The sequence below is a fragment of the Klebsiella sp. GW_Kp181 genome (assembly GCF_040062315.1).
Lineage (GTDB): Bacteria > Pseudomonadota > Gammaproteobacteria > Enterobacterales > Enterobacteriaceae > Klebsiella > Klebsiella oxytoca.
Genome location: NZ_JBEAFR010000055.1, coordinates 36,750 through 56,899, shown reverse-complemented (window position 1 = coordinate 56,899; position 20,150 = coordinate 36,750). Strand labels below are relative to the sequence as shown.

18 protein-coding genes are annotated in these 20,150 nt (G+C 51.8%); 8 read left to right on the top strand and 10 right to left on the bottom strand.

Features of this window, described 5'->3' with window-relative positions; genetic code table 11:
* Positions 1–8: 8 nt before the first annotated feature.
* From ABLV11_RS13410 to ABLV11_RS13390, 5 genes are read right to left on the bottom strand one after another with little or no spacing between them, the layout of a single operon-like run.
* Positions 9–956 (bottom strand): sugar kinase, encoded by a 948-nt coding sequence (locus ABLV11_RS13410; RefSeq protein ID WP_004112280.1) that lies wholly within the window; start codon positions 954–956, stop codon positions 9–11.
* Positions 957–960: 4 nt separating this feature from the next.
* On the bottom strand, positions 961–1,797 hold the full coding sequence (locus ABLV11_RS13405; RefSeq protein ID WP_016808483.1) for a ketose-bisphosphate aldolase: 837 nt from the start codon (positions 1,795–1,797) through the stop codon (positions 961–963).
* Positions 1,798–1,821: 24 nt separating this feature from the next.
* Positions 1,822–2,865: an NAD(P)-dependent alcohol dehydrogenase gene (locus ABLV11_RS13400; RefSeq protein ID WP_115239676.1), complete on the bottom strand. Its 1,044-nt coding sequence runs from the start codon at positions 2,863–2,865 to the stop codon at positions 1,822–1,824.
* A 17-nt stretch (positions 2,866–2,882) separates the two neighbouring features.
* Entirely contained in the window at positions 2,883–4,262 is a 1,380-nt protein-coding gene (locus ABLV11_RS13395; RefSeq protein ID WP_017146094.1) for an MFS transporter, read from the bottom strand.
* A gap of 26 nt (positions 4,263–4,288) precedes the next feature.
* A complete protein-coding gene (locus ABLV11_RS13390) occupies positions 4,289–5,365 on the bottom strand; it encodes a zinc-binding dehydrogenase (protein ID WP_126488967.1) in 1,077 nt (358 codons plus the stop codon).
* 323 nt (positions 5,366–5,688) lie between these two features.
* Here ABLV11_RS13390 and ABLV11_RS13385 point away from each other — a divergent pair, with 323 nt between their 5' ends.
* Positions 5,689–6,942, top strand: a complete 1,254-nt coding sequence (locus ABLV11_RS13385; RefSeq protein ID WP_126488966.1) for a glycoside hydrolase family 18 protein — start codon at positions 5,689–5,691, stop codon at positions 6,940–6,942.
* Between the two features lie 100 nt (positions 6,943–7,042).
* Positions 7,043–7,387, top strand: a complete 345-nt coding sequence (gene yajD, locus ABLV11_RS13380; RefSeq protein ID WP_004101273.1) for an HNH nuclease YajD — start codon at positions 7,043–7,045, stop codon at positions 7,385–7,387.
* A 49-nt stretch (positions 7,388–7,436) separates the two neighbouring features.
* Here yajD and ABLV11_RS13375 read toward each other — a convergent pair whose 3' ends face one another.
* Both ABLV11_RS13375 and msrB read right to left on the bottom strand, forming a co-directional pair.
* Positions 7,437–7,712: a YeaC family protein gene (locus tag ABLV11_RS13375; RefSeq protein ID WP_004101272.1), complete on the bottom strand. Its 276-nt coding sequence runs from the start codon at positions 7,710–7,712 to the stop codon at positions 7,437–7,439.
* Positions 7,713–7,755: 43 nt separating this feature from the next.
* Positions 7,756–8,169, bottom strand: coding sequence for a peptide-methionine (R)-S-oxide reductase MsrB (gene msrB / locus ABLV11_RS13370; RefSeq protein WP_126488965.1), 414 nt, complete (start codon positions 8,167–8,169; stop codon positions 7,756–7,758).
* A 339-nt stretch (positions 8,170–8,508) separates the two neighbouring features.
* Between msrB and gapA the strand changes: the two genes are divergently transcribed.
* Both gapA and ABLV11_RS13360 read left to right on the top strand, forming a co-directional pair.
* The gene (gapA, locus tag ABLV11_RS13365) at positions 8,509–9,504 is read left to right on the top strand and encodes a glyceraldehyde-3-phosphate dehydrogenase (protein ID WP_004101269.1); all 996 of its coding nucleotides are present in this window, start codon (positions 8,509–8,511) and stop codon (positions 9,502–9,504) included.
* A 269-nt stretch (positions 9,505–9,773) separates the two neighbouring features.
* Positions 9,774–10,658 carry a D-hexose-6-phosphate mutarotase gene (locus ABLV11_RS13360; protein ID WP_126488964.1) on the top strand — a complete coding sequence of 295 codons (885 nt, stop codon included), beginning with the start codon at positions 9,774–9,776 and terminating at the stop codon, positions 10,656–10,658.
* 163 nt (positions 10,659–10,821) lie between these two features.
* Here ABLV11_RS13360 and ABLV11_RS13355 read toward each other — a convergent pair whose 3' ends face one another.
* Both ABLV11_RS13355 and ABLV11_RS13350 read right to left on the bottom strand, forming a co-directional pair.
* Entirely contained in the window at positions 10,822–11,676 is an 855-nt protein-coding gene (locus ABLV11_RS13355; RefSeq protein ID WP_126488963.1) for an aldo/keto reductase, read from the bottom strand.
* Between the two features lie 93 nt (positions 11,677–11,769).
* Positions 11,770–12,516: a MipA/OmpV family protein gene (locus tag ABLV11_RS13350; protein WP_004101263.1), complete on the bottom strand. Its 747-nt coding sequence runs from the start codon at positions 12,514–12,516 to the stop codon at positions 11,770–11,772.
* Between the two features lie 427 nt (positions 12,517–12,943).
* Between ABLV11_RS13350 and yeaG the strand changes: the two genes are divergently transcribed.
* Together yeaG and ABLV11_RS13340 are read left to right on the top strand one after the other, a co-directional pair.
* Positions 12,944–14,878 (top strand): protein kinase YeaG, encoded by a 1,935-nt coding sequence (yeaG, locus tag ABLV11_RS13345; RefSeq protein WP_004101257.1) that lies wholly within the window; start codon positions 12,944–12,946, stop codon positions 14,876–14,878.
* A gap of 130 nt (positions 14,879–15,008) precedes the next feature.
* Positions 15,009–16,292, top strand: coding sequence for a YeaH/YhbH family protein (locus tag ABLV11_RS13340; protein ID WP_348855347.1), 1,284 nt, complete (start codon positions 15,009–15,011; stop codon positions 16,290–16,292).
* Between the two features lie 44 nt (positions 16,293–16,336).
* Here the strand turns inward: ABLV11_RS13340 and ABLV11_RS13335 are convergent, their stop codons facing one another.
* Positions 16,337–17,494, bottom strand: a complete 1,158-nt coding sequence (locus tag ABLV11_RS13335; RefSeq protein WP_126489710.1) for a glycosyltransferase family 9 protein — start codon at positions 17,492–17,494, stop codon at positions 16,337–16,339.
* A 454-nt stretch (positions 17,495–17,948) separates the two neighbouring features.
* Between ABLV11_RS13335 and dgcJ the strand changes: the two genes are divergently transcribed.
* Positions 17,949–19,445 carry a diguanylate cyclase DgcJ gene (dgcJ, locus tag ABLV11_RS13330; protein WP_224330444.1) on the top strand — a complete coding sequence of 499 codons (1,497 nt, stop codon included), beginning with the start codon at positions 17,949–17,951 and terminating at the stop codon, positions 19,443–19,445.
* A gap of 33 nt (positions 19,446–19,478) precedes the next feature.
* Positions 19,479–19,979, top strand: coding sequence for a YbaK/prolyl-tRNA synthetase associated domain-containing protein (locus tag ABLV11_RS13325; protein WP_126488961.1), 501 nt, complete (start codon positions 19,479–19,481; stop codon positions 19,977–19,979).
* Positions 19,980–20,150: the final 171 nt, after the last annotated feature.

Genomic DNA, 20,150 nt, shown 5'->3' with positions numbered 1-20,150 from the left:
TGCTGCTATTACCCTTCATATTCGTCGAGAAGTTGTTCAACCAGCGTTCTGTTCTTCACGCCCGTCGTGGCGCCTACGCTCAGCACCGAGATTGCCGCCGTGGCGTTAGCAAACAACGCGCACTCGCGCAGCGGTTTGCCTTCAAGCAGCGCGGAGATAAATCCCGAGGCAAAATTATCCCCTGCGCCAATGGTGTCGATGGCGGTAATGCCTGAAACCGCCGGCACTTCCAGCTTCATATCGGCACGCTTAATAAAGCAGCCTCGCTTGCCGGTCTTAATAACCACCGTTTTCACCCCGCAGTTCAGGAAGCTATCGGCGATCTCATCCAGCGTCTCTTTGCCGGTGAGCAGTTTTGCCTCGGCATAATTGGGAAACAGATAATCGACGTAGCTCAGCGCCTGGCGAATATCGTTCAGAGTTTCGTTAAGCCGCGGCTTAATCATATCGGCGCAAATAATTAATCCGTGCGCTTTGGCCTGAGTGAATATCTCCGTTAACGCTTTACCATCGAGCAGCGGGCTATTAAAAATGCTCGCCAGCGACAGCAGCTTTGCCTGAGAGAAGCGGCCAAAGTCCACATCGTTAATATTCAGCTTCCACAGACTACCATTGCGGTTAGTCACAAAAGTACGCTCGCCATCGGCGGTGACCAGACCCACATTAATGGAGGTATCGATTTCGCCATCCTGCTTCAGGCTGTGGATATCAATATTCTCCCGGCGACAGTGTGCAAGAATAAAATGTCCCGCCGCGTCGTCCCCTACCCGACTCATTAATGCCGTTCGATGACCGAGTCGGGAAATAATGGTTGCCTCGTTAATTGCGTCCCCCCCGGTGGTCATGGCGATGCGTTCTAAGGGATATGAGTCAACATCAAAGATATTTTTGCTCACCGGCTGCAGGGGAATATCAACAATGGCCGCGCCTATACAAATAACCTCGATATTATCCATGTTGTCATTCCGCTTTACCGTCAGAGCCAAACAGTTTTATTTTCTCCAGCGCGCGCGTTTTGACCGCTTTGCGCACTTCGCGCTCAACGTGCAGGAACGGTTGATTCTGGTTCTCCTGCACTGCCGCCATCGCCGCCTGGCACAGTTCGGTATGAATGTTAATTTTGGAAATACCCAGCGAAATAGCCTGCTTAATATCCGCGTCGCTAATGCCGGATGCGCCGTGCAGTACCAGCGGAACGGATACCGCCTCGCGCACGCGTTTCACCACCTCAAAGTTGAGTTTCGGCTCTGAGGTATAGACCCCGTGCTGGTTACCAATCGCTACCGCCAGGGAATCGCAGCCGGTGCGCTCGACGAATTCCGCCGCTTGATCCGGATCGGTATAGTGATAGCCCGCCAGCGCTTCTTCATAGACCGTTTCATTGCCCACGTGTCCCAGCTCCGCTTCGATCGGAATGCCCAGCGGATGGAAGAAGTCCACCGCCTCTTTGGTCAGACGAATATTCTCTTCGAAATCAAAGGCGGAAGCGTCGCGCATCAGGGAATTCATGCCATGGGCCCACGCATTGTGGATAATTTCCATGCTGCGTCCGTGGTCCCAGTGCGCAATCACCGGTACCGAGGCCTTTTTGGCCATTGAAACCATCATATGCGAAAAATCTTCAAACGAGGTATTGCCCACAAATCCGGTGCCGAAAGAGATAATCACCGGCGATGTTGACTCTTCCGCGGCATCGATAACGCCCATCAGCATTTCGGCATTCCACACGTTAAAGTGGGCAATGGCATAATGTTTATTTTGCGCATCATTTTCCCAATATTTAATATCAGCCAGCATAGTTGTTTCTCCCTTTTTAATAAATTAATGGTTAACTCTAATAACGCCTTTAATCATCTCGCGTTTGTTATTAACAGATTCCTCAAACGCGCGCTGAACATCCTCGTAGTCGTAAATGTGCGTCACCATCGACTTCACATCGAAACGGCCGGAGGAGATAGCTTCAATAGTCACCGGGTAGCGGTTGGCATAGCGGAAAACGGTCTGAATCGATACTTCGCGGTTAATTTTCAGGAAGTTAATTGCCGAATCCCCGGGGACCGTACCGACGATCATGATTTTCCCTCCACGCATGACCAGATACGGTGCCTGCTTAACGGTGATGGCCGAACCGGCGGTTTCGAATACGATATCAGCCCCCATGTCGCCGGATAACTGCTGGCAGCGCGCGACGGTGTCCTCTTTTGAGCCGTTGATAACGACTTTGGCCCCGAGCTGTTCGGCCATGGCCAGGCGTTTTTCCAGCACATCAACCACCGTGATATCAGTAGCCCCCAGGCAAAGGCATGCCTGCAGGGTCATTAAACCAATACAGCCTGCGCCAAGAATGACGATTTTCTTGCCAGGCTTGACGTCCGCCAGCATTGCGGCATGCATGCCGACCGCCGCAGGCTCCACCAGCGCGCCTTCCATCGTGTCCATATTGTCGGGCAGCTTATAGGTGAAGCTCTCCGGATGGCACAGGTAGTGGGTTAACGCGCCGCGATAATTTGGCTGCGTGGCCATGAAATCAACGTCAGGACAGATATTGTATTTCCCCTCCAGACAGTAGCGGCAGTGGCCGCACGGCACCCCGGGTTCAATATTCACCCGGTCGCCGGGTTTAAATTTGCTCACGCGGTTTCCCACCGCGACCACCGTACCGGCGCATTCGTGCCCCAGACCAATTTCCTGATTGGGATCTTTCGGCGGAATAAAGGGACCTGATTCGAAACCGTGAACATCTGAACCGCAAATACCAACGTATTCAATTTTGATCAGCACTTCATGTTCTTTGGGTACCGGAATATCAGCAGCGATGATTTTCATCATACCCGGCGTTTTTAAAATCGCTTTTGAATTATTCATTTTATTTTCCGTCAATATTATTTGCTGGTAACGGCATCAATACCGAGACTTTCGACAGAGACGCCTTTAGTTTCAATTCCGATTGTGGCGATAGCGACCGCAACAATAATGGAGACGGCCCCCAGCAGCACAAATACCCCGGTTACGCCATAGCCGTTAAGTAATACCGCCACCGCATAGGGCGCGGCGATACCGCTGATGCGCCCCACCGCGTTCGCCAGGCCTGAACCACGAAGCTTCGCTTCGGTCGGCCATATTTCCGGCACATAGACCGCTGAGGCGTAGCAAACGTACATATAGACAAACGTAATCAGGAAGAAGCCAATTAATGTGATGAGCAGCATACTGGTTTGCAGAGAATAGATATATCCCAGCACGGCGATTAATACCAATAAGCCCACACCCATAGTTTTCCGCGGTATTTTATCCATCACCAGCATGGCGATGAAAATGCCAAACGGCGCGCCGAACATACTCATGGTGTTTAAAACAATGGAGTCTTTCAGATTAATGCCCTGGGTCATAAATATCGTCGGCAGCCAGTTAATTAAGGTATACTGGACGACATTCATGGCAATCAGGACGAAGGAGCCTAAAATAACCCGCTTGAGTAATACGCCGGTTAATAAGGCTGAATAAGGAACCGCGCGCGGCGCTTTACCATCATCTTCTATTACCACTGGCGGCAATGGCTTACCGGTTTGCTGCACGACCCTCTCTTCAATGGCCCGCATCACCTTTTCCGCTTCCGCGTAACGTCCACGAGACTCCAGCCAGCGTGGCGATTCAGGGAAACTGCGCCAGGCAATAACGGTAGCAATTAGCGACAGCACCGCCGGGATCAGCAGCTGTACGCGCCAGTTCCATTCCGCGCTGATTAACGGCGTTAATCCCATCGCAATCAGCGAACAGAGCGGATAAGACCAGTTGCCGATAAACGAGACCCGACTGGACCAGGTGCCGCGATTTCTGCCAGGCATATATTCGGTGAATCCGGCAAATAAGGTCACCAGCAGCGCGCCTAACCCTACCCCCATGATAAAACGACAGGCAATCAGAAAGATCATATTCGGCGAAAACGCCCCAATGACCATGGCAATAATATGAATCGCTTCATACAGGATGAACGCATTTTTACGCCCGATCTTATCGCCGATAATGCCGCCACCGAGCGCGCCAAGAAACATTCCCGCCGTGGTAATGGCAGAAAACGTAGCGGTCGTGGAATTATCGGTCCAGCCCAAGTCTTTTAGCTGCGCGAGTATTAACCCGCCTACGGCATTACTCCAGCAGACAAGTAATCCGAAAGCGACCATGGCAAACATTGAAGCGTGCCAACGGCAGTCGGGCAGGCGATCGAGCCTGGCGCCGCAGTGCGGTTTTGCTATCTGTTCCATCCGGGAACCTTCCTTTAATAAATGGGTTATTCATCAAAGTCGTAAGTCATGATGACCTTAATCGCGGTTTTATCGATCATGGCATCAAAACCTTCGCGCCACTGCGACAGGCCAATGCGATGAGTAATCATTGGTTTGACTTTGATCGCGCCGCTGGCGAGCAGGCGAATGGCGTTGCGCCAGGAGGTGGAGTCGTAAGCCATATGGCCGATGATGCTTTTGTTCCAGGCAGTGATGTCGTTGATGGAGAAGTCCAGCGGTTTGAAGCCCATCCCCACGCGGACCACTTCACCGTTGGGGCGCAGCATTTCGATAGACTGTTTGAGGGCAATGTTGGCGCCTGAACATTCGATAACCAGACCGAGATTATCTTTGCCGCAAATTTCCTGACAGCGCGCAACTACATCTTCGCTCGAACCGTTGACCACCGCCGTCGCACCCAACGCTTTAGCGATGGGGAAACGCACCGCGACGTCCTCTTCCAGCCCGACCATCACGATATTGACGGCCCCCATGATGCGCGCCATCTGTACGGCAAAGAGCCCTAGCGGACCGGTACCGAAGACCACCACGTCCTGACCGGGGAGAAATTTGGATTGTTGAGCGATAGATTTATAGGCGTTACAGATAGGATCCAGCACCGCCGCTTCTTCGTAATCAACGCCCGGCGGGATTTCCCACAGCGCGTGGCGATGAATTTTGAGGATCTCCCCCGGCACCAGGCAGTATTTCGAAAATCCGCCGCCCCAGGTATTGTTATCAAGACCTAAATTAACTTTTTCTGTACAACACAGAAAATCACCTTGTTCGCAGGCCGGACACACGCCGCAGACGTGCCCGCTATTATCTGAAACCACCCGCTGGCCCACTTTCCAGTCCTTAACCTTTTCGCCGACCCGGACGATTTCACCGGCAAATTCGTGGCCGCGAATGGAGTTGAATTGGTCGGATCCGCTATCGACGTTGTAGTGCTTCATATCCGCGCCGCAAATGGCTGCCGCCTTGATTTCAATCACCACATCATCCGGACCGCAGACCGGTTCCGGAACATCAATCATCTTATAGCCGCCAAAGGCCTTACCAAATCTTGCCAGTGCTTTCATTGCGTCTTCCTTTGTTTGTGGTTTTGCATCAGTGGGAGCAATACTTAACCACGAAATCTTTAAGGTCAACATTAAATCTTTAAAACACAGATATTGATCTGCATTTCACAACTTAGATCACAAATACGGCAAAATGGATGGCGGAGAGAGATGTGAAGGAAAGCTTATGGCGTTGGCATGGCGCGGCTTCGCTGATGCAGCGTGAACCCCTTCGCAGTTTTGGGCAATGGAAGATGCTAGCCTGCACGAGCTGTTTTTTCGCCACGTCATTTCCGTGGCGTGTTTGTTTTACTAAGTCACTTTTCTGTCAAAGAGGATTTGCTATGAAACTTTTGCCTTTACTGGCAGCTTTACCCCTGCTCTGCGCGAGCGTCGCTTCTGCTAATACCCTGATGTCCGTCGGCTACTTTAACGGCGGCGGCGACGTCACTGCCGGACCTGGCGGCAATATCGATAAACTTGACGTCCGGCAGATTACCCATCTCAACTACTCGTTTGGTCTGATCTATAACGACGAAAAAGGTGAAACCAACGCGGCCCTGAAAGACCCCGGCAGGCTGCATCAAATCTGGCTGTCGCCGAAAGTGCAGGCTGATTTGCAGAAAATCCCGCATCTGCGCCAGCAGAATCCGAACCTGAAAGTTTTGCTTTCCGTCGGCGGCTGGGGAGCGCGCGGATTCTCCGGCGCGGCGGCGACAAAAGAAACCCGAGCGCTGTTTATTCAGTCGGCGCAGGAGATCATTGAAAAATATGGTCTTGATGGTATCGATCTGGACTGGGAGTATCCGGTCAACGGCGCATGGGGACTGGTCGACAGCCAACCGGCCGATCGCGATAATTTTACCGTCCTGCTGAAAGAGCTGCGCGCGGCGGTGGGCAATAAAAAACTGGTGACCATCGCCGTGGGCGCTAACGCGGAGAGTCCGAAGAGCTGGGTGGATGTCAAAGCGATAGCCCCCTCGCTCGACTACATCAACCTGATGACCTACGACATGGCTTACGGCACCCAGTACTTCAATTCCAACCTGTACGACTCCTCTCAATGGCCGACGGTCGCAGAAGCCGATAAGTACAGCGCTGATTTCGTGGTCAACAACTATCTTGCGGCGGGTTTGAAGCCCAGCCAGATGAACCTGGGGATTGGTTTCTATGGGCGGGTACCGAAACGCGCCGTCGAGCCGGGCATTGACTGGAGCAAACCGGATGCGCAGAAAAATCCGGCAACGCAGCCTTATTTTGAGCCGCAGCAGGTCGAGCTGTTCAAAACGTTGGGCGTCGATCTGTCAAAAGATACCTACGTGAAATATAACGATATCGTGGCGAAGTTCATCAACGATCCGCAGAAGCGCTTTACTCAGCATTGGGATGATGAAGCGAAAGTGCCGTGGCTGTCGGTAACTTCTTCCGACGGTAAAGCGCTCTTTGCCCTCTCCTACGAGAACCCGCGCTCGGTGGCGATCAAAGCCGACTATATCAAGAGCAAAGGACTGGGAGGCGCGATGTTTTGGGAGTACGGCGCCGATGATCAAAACCAGCTAGCGAAACAGCTGGCCGAATCCCTGGAGATCAAACGCTGATCTGCGCGATGTCACCGCCTGCACAATAGGTTATGATAAGCACATTCCGCTGCGCCAGCTCCGGCGCAGCTTTTCATTTGCAACAGAAGGCATGGGTATTATGGCTTATATCCCGAAAAACTACGCCCGTCTGGAAGTCGGATATCGCGAAAAAGCGCTGAAGCTCTTCCCCTGGGTCTGCGGACGCTGCTCGCGTGAGTTTGTCTATTCGAATCTGCGTGAACTGACGGTACATCATATCGACCACGACCACTCCAATAACCCGGAAGATGGTAGCAACTGGGAGATGCTGTGCCTCTACTGCCACGATCATGAACACTCAAAATACACCGAGGCCGATCAGTATGGTTCAACGGTGGTGGCCGGCGAAGATGCGCAGAAAAGCGTCGGCGAAGCGAAATATAACCCTTTCGCCGATCTAAAAGCGATGATGAACAAGAAATAACGCCCAGCTGACGCTAAGCCCGGCGTTCAATTGGCCGGGCCGTTCAGGCTCAGGATTTAAACGTCGCGATAGGTTGCGGCGAAATACCAAAGTCCACTTTCAACTGCTGTTTACTCTTCATCACCATCTGTCCGTTGGTGTCGATGGTCATATGCTGCGCGTCAACGTTATATCGGGCCTGCCAGAGCATCACCAGCTGCAGACAGTTCTCTTTCTGCTCGGCTGTTAACGCCACGCCGTCGGGCCATTTTCCCAGCTCCACCGCCGTCGCCAGACGCTGATACACTTCCGGCGTCATGCCGTCGATAATCCGTTCAATTTCCATCGTTCTCCCACCTCATGTTGGAATAATTTGCTGAATCGTTTTTTCAACCCTTGGTTTGCTCACCATTTTCATCATTGGTGAAGCTTAAAGAGGCCGAATTAACACAAAAACGCTCACCGGTAGGCTGCGGGCCATCCGGGAAGACGTGTCCAAGGTGAGCATCGCAGTTTCCGCAGCGAATTTCCGTGCGCTGCATACCGTGGGAGTAATCGTTAAGATAGCGAATAGCATCATCGCTTACCGGCTCATAAAAGCTCGGCCAACCGCAGCCTGAATCATACTTGGATTGCGAGTTAAACAGCGGCGCGTCGCATACCAGGCAGTGGTAGACGCCGTCGCGTTTGTTGTGGAGTAGCCGCCCGGTGAACGGCGGTTCAGTACCGTGATTCTGCGTCACGTAAAACTGCATCTCGCTCAAATTTTTTTTGAACTCGTCCGAAGAGGGTTTATTCGACATTGGCTTGCTTCTCGCTGTGAAAGGACAACTTTTTCGGCTTAATTCTAACAAAATATTAACAATAAAGCGTGCACTTTTGTTCTAAACTTAGGCGACGCCAAAAGGCAGCCACACAATTGTGATGAATATCACATTTTTATCTCAAATGACCTTTAAAATTCCGGGCGCAGCCCCCATATGGAATTGGGCTCAAAGGGAAAGTGGGATAAATCAACCGCGCAAAGGCATGCTCCGGATTGATTTGTCGCAATGATTGACACGATTCCGCTTGACGCTGCGTAAGGTTTTTGTAATTTTACAGGCAACCTTTTATTCACTAACAAATAGCTGGTGGAATATATGACTATCAAAGTAGGTATCAACGGTTTTGGCCGTATCGGTCGCATTGTTTTCCGTGCTGCTCAGGAACGTTCTGACATCGAGATCGTTGCAATCAACGACCTGTTAGACGCTGACTACATGGCTTACATGCTGAAGTATGACTCCACTCACGGCCGTTTCAACGGTACCGTTGAAGTGAAAGACGGTCATCTGATCGTTAACGGTAAAAAAATCCGTGTTACCGCTGAGCGTGACCCGGCTAACCTGAAGTGGGACGAAGTGGGTGTTGACGTTGTTGCTGAAGCAACCGGTATCTTCCTGACCGACGAAACCGCTCGTAAGCACATCACCGCTGGCGCGAAAAAAGTCGTTCTGACTGGCCCGTCCAAAGACAACACTCCGATGTTTGTTAAAGGTGCTAACTTTGACAAATATGAAGGCCAGGACATCGTTTCCAACGCTTCCTGCACCACCAACTGCCTGGCTCCGCTGGCAAAAGTTATCAACGACAACTTCGGCATCATCGAAGGTCTGATGACTACTGTTCACGCCACTACCGCTACTCAGAAAACCGTTGATGGCCCGTCTCATAAAGACTGGCGCGGCGGCCGCGGCGCAGCTCAGAACATCATCCCGTCCTCTACCGGCGCTGCTAAAGCTGTAGGTAAAGTACTGCCAGAACTGAATGGCAAACTGACCGGTATGGCGTTCCGCGTTCCGACTCCGAACGTATCCGTTGTTGACCTGACCGTTCGTCTGGAAAAAGCTGCTTCTTATGAAGAAATTAAGAAAGCAATCAAAGCTGCTTCCGAAGGCGCAATGAAAGGCGTTCTGGGCTACACCGAAGACGACGTTGTCTCTACCGATTTCAACGGCGAAGTTTGCACTTCCGTATTCGATGCTAAAGCGGGTATCGCTCTGAACGACAACTTTGTGAAACTGGTTTCCTGGTACGATAACGAAACTGGTTACTCCAACAAGGTTCTGGACCTGATTGCTCACATCTCCAAATAAGTTGAGATGAGACCGTAATCTGTAAGAGCGACTCCGGTCGCTCTTTTTTTTGCCTAAAAATATACCCGTCATACTTCAAGTTACAGATGTGTTGGCTACGCTCGCTCACCCGAATCACTTACTACGGTAAGCTCATCGGGATGAATCAGGGACATCCATGTCCCTGACCGAAGGCCATCTTCGGTTGTTCAAATTCGTTCCTGACGAATTTGTCGTTCACTTGCCACCTTCCTGCAACTCGAATTATTTAGGGTAAAAAGGATTGCGTAATGATTAATAAAATTTTTGCCCTCCCGGTTATCGAACAGCTTACCCCTGTCCTTTCCCGTCGCCAGCTTGATGACCTGGAACTGATCGTGGTTGATCATCCGCAGGTTAAAGCTTCCGTGGCTTTCCAGGGCGCTCACCTGCTCTCCTGGAAGCCCGCAGGCGAAGAAGAGGTCCTGTGGCTCAGCGGCAATACTCCATTCAAAAATGGCGTTGCCCTGCGCGGCGGCGTGCCGATTTGCTGGCCATGGTTTGGCCCATCAGCTCAGCAGGGTCTGCCGTCGCACGGTTTTGCCCGCAATCTGCCGTGGGCCCTGAAAGGCCACGATGAAGACGATAACGGCGTAGTGCTGACCTTTGAACTAAAAAGCAGCGATGCCACTCGCCAGTACTGGCCGCATGAGTTCACCCTGTTAGCGCGTTTCAAACTGGGTAAAACCTGCGAAATTGAGCTGGAAGCGCACGGCGAATTTGAAACCACTTCCGCCCTTCACACCTATTTCAACGTCGGTGACATTGCGGCAGTGAAGGTCAGCGGTCTGGGCGACCGTTATATTGATAAAGTGAAAAATGCCGAAGAAGGCGTATTAAGCAACGGCACTGAAACCTTCCCGGATCGTACCGACCGCGTCTATCTGAATGCAGAAACCTGCAGCGTCATTCACGATGATGCGCTCAGCCGCAACATCGATGTCGTCCATCATCACAACAGCAACGTGGTTGGCTGGAACCCGGGACCGGCCCTTTCCGTCAGCATGGGCGATATGCCCGATGATGGCTACAAAACCTTCGTTTGCGTAGAAACTTGCTGCGTAACCGAATCGCAGAAGGCCAGCGAAGAGAAACCTTCGCGCCTGGCGCAAACCATTCGCGTGATGAAACGCTAACGCACTGAAAGAGCGCATACGGGTTAAAATCTAGTGCGCGTATTTCTGCCGGGAGGCAGCTGACGCTTTGCCCGGCCTGACGCACTGATTGCGATCGTATTCATGCCTGGTGGCAGCTCGCGACCGGAGCCCCGCAGGGTCGGGGCTTTTCTTTATACCCTATTCAGACCATATCCAGCGGTGTTTTTCTTCCCGGTGCCGGGTAAGCTTTTTCCAGCAGCGCCCTCTCTTCAGCGGTTAGCTCGATGTCCAGCGCCGCAGCATTTTGCTCAACATGTTCGATACTCGATGCTTTCGGGATCGCCAGTACCCCCTGATGGCTGATAACCCATGCCAGAAGCACCTGCGCGGCGGTTACGCCCCGGGCCTGCGCAATATTTTTCACAACGGTATGATTTAAAAGTCCATTGCGCAGACGGCCGGCCTGGGCCAGCGGACAGTAGGCCATCACCGGCAGCCGCTGCTGCTGGCACCATGGCAACAAATCATGTTCAATACCGCGAGAAGCCAGGTGATAGAGTACCTGGTCAGTTGCGCACTGCTCGCCGCCGTCAACCTGCCAGAGTTCTTGCATATCAGCGTAATCAAGATTCGATACGCCCCAGCGACGAATTTTGCCCTGCGCAACGAGCGCTTCCATACCTGCCACCGTCTCCTGCAATGCGTAGTCGCCGCGCCAGTGCAGCAGGTAGAGATCGAGATAGTCGGTCTTCAGGCGGCGCAGGCTGGCTTCGCAGGCGCTGGCTATTTTGCGACCGCCAGCGTTCCACGGATACACTTTAGACACCAGCACCACGCGCTCGCGCTGGCCGCGAATGGCTTCGCCGACAACCTCTTCGGCGCCGCCGTCAGCATACATTTCCGCCGTATCGATCACCGTGAGCCCAAGATCGATGCCCGCGCGTAGTGCAGCAGACTCCTGAGCGCGCAGCGCCGGGTTTTCGCCCATGTACCAGGTCCCCTGCCCTATGACGGGAACCGCTGGATGCTCGCCAAAACTGATTGTCCTTTGTGCCATGACTACCTCCTGTCGTTTGATTGCACCACCGTAATGCAAAACAGGGCATTACGCCCTGTTTTGATGCACAAATTGCTCTGTAATAAAGCACTATCAGAAGGAGTAAGTGATCCCGGTTGAAATCAGACCGCTCCAGGATTTGTCCACCATCGGACTATCGGTGATTTCGTCAGACAAGCGGGTGTAGCGGGCCACGCCGTATACGCTCCAGTCGCCGAGGAAACGATAGTTTGCCGACAGCTCGAGGTACGGGTTCCAGCTGCTGTCCGGATCGTAGCTGCGCATGCCGCTGCGATTCGACTCATGTTTCGAAACACCATAGTAGTACTCGTTCTGATTATCGCTATTCCATTCAACGCCAATACCCGGCGTAAGCGTCAGGTTGCCGTTGGTGTAGCGATATAGCCAGGCCAGATCCCATACGATACCGTTGCTGTTATCCAGGGTGTCCCCTGACAGCGCGGTGCGCAGGAAACCGTACTGCGTATAGTGTTCGTACGCAAGTCCTGCCATCACCGTGGATTTACGTTTATCCAGACGGCGCATCTGCTCGCTATCGCTGTCGCCTGGCTTAAAGTACATCGGCGACCAGTAGGCGGTCACGGAGAGCTTATCGTTGGTATCATTCCACAGGTAAAGACCACCGCCTAAACCACGAAACCAGAAGTTATCGCTCTCGTAATTAATCACCGGCACCGGGTAAACATCAGCATCATACTGCTTGTACGGATGTTCAACGACGCCTACACCCGCCCCTAAAGTGAACTTCCCTTCAGCGTGTACGGCGGATGCTGAAGTCGCAATCAACACACCAAGTGCCAGAAGTTTGATTTTAGTCACGATCCATATTCCTGTTGTCAAATTATTAGCGCAGGCAGTTTAACGTTGTATACGTCATGCCTCAAATTCTTTACCAGTCATTACACTGAATTCACCAGATTCTCATCCTCAGATGACCATTCGCTGACAGCCGAATGACAGCGTCATGACGGCGTGAAACCAGAAGTGGAAATGAGAGGCTGCTTTTCTGGATGAGTTGTTGATAAGTCATTGAAATTGATTTTCCACGCCATGCAAGTTTTCCAAATGCATCTACGCTTTAATTTAGAAGAAGTAAATGCGGGGCACGTTATCCCGAGACTTCGCCAACCTGGCATAAGGGTTGCTGGAGAATCAGAGAGCGCTGTGCAGCTTACCTCTTCCGGGGGCTCCCACTATTCATATGAACGGCTCTCAACCTGTGCTAAAAACGAAAGGACGGCATGCCATGAATATATTCGATCACTATCGCCAGCGCTATGAAGCTGCCAAGGACGAAGAGTTCACACTGCAGGAGTTTCTTACCATCTGTCGGCAAGATCGCAGTGCTTATGCTAACGCAGCAGAAAGATTGCTGATGGCCATCGGTGAGCCGGTCATGGTCGATACGGCCCTGGAACCCAGGCTATCCCGTCTCTTTTCAAACCGGGTCGTTGCGCGCTATCCGGCATTTGAAGAGTTTTACGGTATGGAAGATGCCATCGAGCAAATTGTTTCTTACTTAAAGCACGCCGCTCAGGGGCTTGAAGAGAAGAAACAGATTCTGTATCTGCTGGGCCCTGTGGGCGGCGGTAAATCATCGCTTGCCGAACGCCTTAAGTCCTTAATGCAGCGCGTGCCTATCTATGTGCTTAGCGCAAACGGAGAGCGTAGCCCGGTCAACGACCATCCGCTATGTCTGTTTAACCCGCAAGAGGATGCGCAAATCCTCGAAAAAGAGTACGGCATTCCAAACCGCTATCTGGGAACAATTATGTCGCCGTGGGCGGCCAAGCGTCTGCAGGAATTCGGCGGCGACATTACTAAGTTCCGCGTGGTGAAAGTGTGGCCGTCAATCCTGGCGCAGATTGCCATCGCCAAAACCGAGCCCGGCGACGAAAACAACCAGGACATCTCGGCGCTGGTGGGTAAAGTGGATATCCGTAAACTGGAACACTATGCGCAGAATGACCCGGATGCCTACGGATATTCCGGCGCTCTGTGCCGCGCCAACCAGGGGCTGATGGAATTTGTAGAGATGTTTAAAGCGCCTATTAAGGTGCTGCATCCGCTGCTGACCGCGACGCAGGAAGGGAACTATAACGGTACTGAAGGGATCTCCGCCCTGCCGTTTAACGGGATTATCCTCGCCCACTCCAACGAATCGGAATGGGTTACCTTCCGCAATAACAAGAACAATGAGGCCTTCCTCGACCGCGTGTACATCGTCAAGGTGCCTTATTGCCTGCGCATCTCGGAAGAGATCCGCATCTATGAAAAACTGCTCAATAATAGCGAACTGACTCACGCGCCCTGCGCGCCGGGAACCCTGGAAACGCTGTCGCGCTTCTCGATTCTGTCGCGCCTGAAAGAGCCGGAAAACTCGAGCATCTACTCGAAAATGCGCGTCTATGACGGTGAAAGCCTGAAAGATACCGACCCGAAAGCGAAATCCTATCAGGAGTATCGCGATTATGCCGGCGTTGATGAAGGGATGAACGGCTTGTCTACCCGCTTCGCGTTCAAAATTCTGTCGCGGGTATTTAACTTTGATCACGCCGAAGTCGCCGCGAACCCGGTGCATCTGTTCTACGTCCTGGAGCAGCAAATTGAGCGTGAACAGTTCCCGCAGGAGCAGTCCGAACGTTACCTGGAGTTCCTCAAAGGTTATCTGATCCCGAAATACGCCGAGTTTATCGGGAAAGAGATCCAGACCGCCTACCTTGAGTCTTACTCGGAATACGGGCAGAACATTTTTGACCGTTATGTGACCTACGCCGATTTCTGGATTCAGGATCAGGAGTATCGCGACCCGGATACCGGCCAGCTGTTTGATCGCGAGTCGCTGAATGCGGAGCTGGAAAAAATCGAGAAGCCGGCCGGGATCAGTAATCCGAAAGACTTCCGCAACGAGATTGTCAACTTCGTGCTGCGCGCCAGAGCGCACAACAGCGGACGCAATCCAAACTGGACCAGCTACGAGAAACTGCGCACGGTTATTGAGAAGAAAATGTTCTCCAATACCGAAGAGCTGTTGCCGGTGATCTCGTTCAACACCAAAACGTCAACCGATGAGCAGAAAAAACACGATGACTTTGTCGACCGCATGATGGAGAAAGGCTATACCCGCAAGCAGGTTCGCCTGCTGTGCGAATGGTATCTGCGGGTACGTAAATCATCCTGATAGACCAGCCCGGCAGGCAACCGCTGCCGGGCGAATAATAACTGCGAAGACCCAATGACATTCAGCGCCAGGCACATTCCGGCGCTTGAATGGCCGGGGCATAGTTGGCAAATGCAGTACAGGAGGGCATATGACCTGGTTCATAGACCGACGCCTGAACGGGAAAAATAAAAGCGCCGTCAACCGGCAGCGCTTTCTGCGCCGCTACAAAGCGCAGATAAAGCAGTCGATCTCCGAGGCCATAAACAAGCGCTCGGTGACCGATATTCAGAGCGGAGAGTCCGTCTCCATCCCAACGGACGATATCAACGAACCGATGTTTCATCAGGGGCGCGGCGGCCTGCGCAATCGCGTTCATCCCGGTAACGATCACTTCGTGCAGAATGACCGTATTGAACGTCCTCAGGGCGGCGGAGGCGGTGGAGGAAGCGGTCAGGGACAAGCCAGCGCCGATGGCGAAGGCCAGGATGAGTTTGTTTTTCAGATCTCGAAAGATGAGTATCTGGATTTGTTATTCGAAAATCTTGCCCTGCCGAATCTGAAGAGAAATCAGCATCGGCAGTTGACGGAATTCAAAACTCATCGCGCAGGCTACACCGCTAACGGGGTTCCCGCCAACATCAGCGTCGTTCGCTCGCTGCAAAACTCGCTGGCGCGGCGCACGGCGATGACCGCCGGTAAGCGCCGGGAGCTGCATGCTCTGGAAGAAGATCTGGAGAGTATTAGCAAAAGCGAACCGGCACAGCTGCTGGAGGAGGAGCGGCTGCGCAAAGAGATTGCCGAGCTACGGGCGAAAATCGACCGCGTGCCGTTTATCGATACTTTCGATCTGCGCTACAAGAACTACGAAAAACGGCCAGAACCCTCAAGTCAGGCGGTGATGTTTTGCCTGATGGACGTCTCCGGCTCGATGGATCAGGCGACAAAGGATATGGCAAAACGCTTTTACATCCTGCTGTATCTGTTCCTCAGCCGGACCTATAAAAACGTTGATGTGGTTTATATCCGCCACCATACGCAGGCAAAAGAGGTCGACGAACACGAATTCTTTTATTCGCAGGAGACCGGCGGCACCATTGTCTCCAGCGCTCTGAAGCTGATGGACGAAGTCGTTAAAGAGCGCTATGACCCAGCGCAATGGAATATCTACGCCGCTCAGGCATCGGACGGCGATAACTGGGCGGACGATTCACCGCTGTGTCACGAGCTGCTGGCGAAGAAAATCCTGCCCGTGGTCCGCTACTACAGCTATATCGAGATAACCCGTCGTGCGCACCAGACGCTGTGGCGGGAGTATGAACACCTGCAGTCGACCTTTGAAAACTTTGCCATGCAGCATATTCGCGACCCGGAAGATATTTATCCGGTGTTCCGGGAACTGTTTCACAAGCAAACCTCAAAAGCGGACGGTTAATCTCTTCCGGACAGCCAGCCTTCACAGCTGGCTGTTTTTTCGCTTTATCCGGCCCGGGTCTGCTGTAGAGTGCCAGGGTCAATCTCCGCCATGATCAGGTCGGGCAAGCTCTCCAGCTGGTGCACCTTACCGCACTTAACGATGATCTGCCGGGCCCTATCATATCCCGGCGCCCACAGCCGATTATTCATGCGCACATCCTTATACACTGCGACCAGCGGTTTTTTCCACGCAGCCGCCATATGTACCACCGAGGTATCCGGCGAGATAACCAAATCGGCCTGCGCAATCAGCGCCATGCAGTGGTGCAGCGTTTTAAACGGATTCACGCTGACCTTCTCCGGCAGAGAAAGACGAATTTCATTGCGGTGGTCGAGCAATATAATATTGATAGCGGGATACTCTTCGCGCAGTCGGGTGAGAAGCGTGGCCAGCTGCTCCTGCGACATGCTGCGGTCCTGATGGCCGGCAAAAATATTAATGACCAGATTTCGTCCACTTTTAGCCGCCAGATAATCACGCACCTCGTGCTCGACATTCTCGGGAATATGCAAGTCATAAGACTGCAGATATTTTTTGTCCAGCTGGAGATAATCGGCAATGAGCGTAAAGGTCTTGCTGACGTGCCAGTTTGCACAGTCAAAATCAAAAGAGCGGGTATAGTGATTAATAGAAGGCCATTTATTAAACCCCAGCACCGAGCGCGCTTTTATCTGCCGTAACAGCAGCATCCGGTGCACCGGAATATCAAACAGCGAGGGGTCAATAACAATATCATACTTATTATTCGCAAGCTCATTAATAACGGACTGAGGAACGTTATGGGTAAACTTACGCAGATAAGCCGCCGAGTCGACATTCTCAGCTTCATAAATATGGCGAATATGTGGATTATCACGCATGACCTGGCTGTTCGATTTCGTTAACAGAAAATCAACAGTCATACCTGCCTTATGGAGGCATTTAACCAGCGCAGAATCAACGACAACGTCGCCTATCGCGCCTTCATTGCGCATAAGCAGTACCGTTTTGGCGGACGTTAAATCTGCTTCGCGACGCACGCGACTATCCCACAACGCTTTTGCGATATAAACCCGCAGAATATTGCGTAATTTCTTAAAAAAATAATTGCGGCGCCGGTTGAGCTCTCTTATTTTTTTAAACTTCCGGGGAGCTACCTGCACCGCTGCGTTTTCCATCATCATAACCTCGTCACCACAATCAACAACACCTCTGCTAGTCATCCTAATGACTAATGAAAATAAGAAAAGTTCTCTTGTTATATAAAATTATCCTGTTTTTGGCGCAGGGCGAATAGTAATACGTTTCGTTATTGCAGCATATGTTATTGCATGCAAAATGAGGGAAAAGTGAAGTTAATGTGGATAAAAGGGGTATGAAAGCCTACAATTAGCTTGCTTATAGTTTGCATGAATTCTGGTTTCAGTTTTCATATCGCTATCGGGATCGCCATACACAAAGTGAACTCTTTCTCCATTCAACATGTAATGTGGCTAAACATGCACACGCTTTTGCTAGAATCTACGGGTGACAACTGCTTAAGTTTTATCACAGCGTATCCTGATTTTTCCCCTTCATGACATGAATAGACCGTGCGCAGGTAAACTGACCTTAACGATCTGGTGAACTAACGTAATGAAATTAAAGAATAAATTACTTCGTCATTTGATTTCGGCTGGGGTAGTGGTCCTGACCTCTTCATTCCTGGTCTATGAGTTAGTCGTCAGCCATCGGGATATGTCGGAATATATGCACTATATTGTCGAAAAAGGCGAGTACGCTTTTCTCTACGATAAATATCAAAATCAGCTGGTTATCTCCCAGATCGCCCGCAAGTTAGATACCCTACCTTCTGCTGAAGTTGCTCAACAGGCATGCGACAGCGTACAAACAAAAGGCAGCGTTAGCGGTCTGAATATTACGGAGTACACCTTTCCCCTGCTTAGCGGCACGCTCAGTGCGAATCAGTCTTCCTGCCTGGCGTGGGTTAACGATCTGCCCGCGCTGCAGGCCTTTGATACCATTATCGACCATAACAGAACCCACCATGGCCAGGAAACCGGTCCTTATAAATCCGACAACAAATTACGTTACTTCATTGATTTTAAAAATAAATATGTGTATTTCCATACTCAAGTCGAGATTAAAAACCGCGCACTGGACAACTGGAACTTTCTCCACGACGGCAAATTAGGTATTACCCAGACTAACCTGAACAGCTTACTGCGCGGCCGCACGCTGATGTCCAGCATCTACGTGGACGCGGTAACCGGGCAAAATATTCTCTCGTTTTTGTCCCCGGTGTATCACCACGAAGGGCTTAAAGGGGTCGTCATGGTCGATGTCAGCCGTAAAGATATCGAAGAGCTCCTGTATACCGCTGACCGCCCGCTGGTGTGGCGTTATCTCGACATCACATTAACGGATTCGGACTCAACCTCAGAAATCATTGTTCACCGCAGCAAAACGCATCTTTTTAGCTATGCCCATTATCAACATGCGGTAGCCACAAACCTGCAGATCTCGCTGTCGCTGGACGTGATGTATTTCCTGCTCAGCTCCTGGAAGCTCTTCCTGTTTTACCTGATATCTACCGGCGTGCTGCTTCATCTTGTTCGCATGCATTTTCGTTTGTATATCGATGTTTTTAAAGAAAATATTAGTGATTCATTAACCGGTCTTTACAACCGTAAAATTCTCTCCTCGCTGCTGGAATCGCGCATGCAAAAGCTGACGGAACAGGGGGTGAATATTGTGTTTATGGCGCTGGACTGCGACCGGCTTAAATTCATTAATGATACCTTTGGGCATAACGAAGGCGACCGCGCAATTGTGATGCTTGCTCAGTCCATATCCGCCGCCATACGCAAAAGCGATTACGGTATCCGGTTGGGTGGCGATGAGTTCTTTCTGATACTGATTGATTACGCCGAAGAAGAGGCCAAAAATATTACCGAGCGTATCCGCCAGCATCTGCGAACGATTGACGTCAACAAGCGCGTTAACTTCTCATGGGGCGCCTGTAGCATGGCACCGGGAGATAGCCTGGCCGATACCATGCAAATCGCCGATGCCCGGCTGTACGAAAATAAAAAACAAAAAAAGCACGTCCATCCGGGGCGAGAGGATTAATCTTTAGCTTTAAATTTTTAAGGAACCATCAGCATGAACGCGTCTGCAGGACTCAGCATTCATCAGCAGCTGATCGCGCTGCTTAACCGCTCCCATGCCCGCTACCGGGTAGTGGAACATGAAGCCGTCGGGAAATGTGAAGCGGTGTCGAAGATCCGCGGTACCGCGCTGGGTCAGGGAGCCAAAGCGCTGGTATGCAAAATTAAAGGTCATGGCGTAAATCAGCACGTTCTGGCGATTCTTGCCGCCGACCTGCAGGCGGATTTAGCCCGTCTGGCCGAGTATATCGGCGGCAGTAAAGCCTCCCTCGCCAGCCCGGCGGAAGTGGACTCCCTGACCGCCTGCGTGTTTGGCGCGATTCCTCCCTTTAGTTTCCACCCGGCGTTGCGGCTGGTTGCCGATCCGGTCCTGTTCGAGCGTTTCCCGGAAATCGCCTTTAACGCCGGGCAGCTTGATAAATCGATCATCCTGGATACCGCCGACTATCTGCGCATTGCTCGGCCGGAATTGGCGGCTTTTCATCGCCAGACCTGAGTCTGCTCCCGCCGTCTCCAGGCCGTTTCCGCTTTTTTGCGAGCTTCGCGGCGGGAAGATCGCCATCGGGCAGATGCCTGAAAACATCATTCTGAGATAAAAAAAGCCTGTTTAGTCACGCAATTATGCGTAGAGTAAACGGGCTTCTCTTTTTTGTTTTCTGGCAAGGAC

Coding starts and splice junctions, on each gene's coding strand:
- ABLV11_RS13390 (WP_126488967.1), bottom strand. CDS start 5,365: ATGAAAGCACTGGCAAGATTTGGTAAGGCCTTTGGCGGCTATAAGATG.
- ABLV11_RS13405 (WP_016808483.1), bottom strand. CDS start 1,797: ATGCTGGCTGATATTAAATATTGGGAAAATGATGCGCAAAATAAACAT.
- yajD (WP_004101273.1), top strand. CDS start 7,043: ATGGCTTATATCCCGAAAAACTACGCCCGTCTGGAAGTCGGATATCGC.
- ABLV11_RS13355 (WP_126488963.1), bottom strand. CDS start 11,676: ATGGCACAAAGGACAATCAGTTTTGGCGAGCATCCAGCGGTTCCCGTC.
- yeaG (WP_004101257.1), top strand. CDS start 12,944: ATGAATATATTCGATCACTATCGCCAGCGCTATGAAGCTGCCAAGGAC.
- ABLV11_RS13395 (WP_017146094.1), bottom strand. CDS start 4,262: ATGGAACAGATAGCAAAACCGCACTGCGGCGCCAGGCTCGATCGCCTG.
- ABLV11_RS13375 (WP_004101272.1), bottom strand. CDS start 7,712: ATGGAAATTGAACGGATTATCGACGGCATGACGCCGGAAGTGTATCAG.
- msrB (WP_126488965.1), bottom strand. CDS start 8,169: ATGTCGAATAAACCCTCTTCGGACGAGTTCAAAAAAAATTTGAGCGAG.
- ABLV11_RS13325 (WP_126488961.1), top strand. CDS start 19,479: ATGAACGCGTCTGCAGGACTCAGCATTCATCAGCAGCTGATCGCGCTG.
- dgcJ (WP_224330444.1), top strand. CDS start 17,949: ATGAAATTAAAGAATAAATTACTTCGTCATTTGATTTCGGCTGGGGTA.
- ABLV11_RS13410 (WP_004112280.1), bottom strand. CDS start 956: ATGGATAATATCGAGGTTATTTGTATAGGCGCGGCCATTGTTGATATT.
- gapA (WP_004101269.1), top strand. CDS start 8,509: ATGACTATCAAAGTAGGTATCAACGGTTTTGGCCGTATCGGTCGCATT.
- ABLV11_RS13360 (WP_126488964.1), top strand. CDS start 9,774: ATGATTAATAAAATTTTTGCCCTCCCGGTTATCGAACAGCTTACCCCT.
- ABLV11_RS13335 (WP_126489710.1), bottom strand. CDS start 17,494: ATGATGGAAAACGCAGCGGTGCAGGTAGCTCCCCGGAAGTTTAAAAAA.
- ABLV11_RS13385 (WP_126488966.1), top strand. CDS start 5,689: ATGAAACTTTTGCCTTTACTGGCAGCTTTACCCCTGCTCTGCGCGAGC.
- ABLV11_RS13340 (WP_348855347.1), top strand. CDS start 15,009: ATGACCTGGTTCATAGACCGACGCCTGAACGGGAAAAATAAAAGCGCC.
- ABLV11_RS13400 (WP_115239676.1), bottom strand. CDS start 2,865: ATGAATAATTCAAAAGCGATTTTAAAAACGCCGGGTATGATGAAAATC.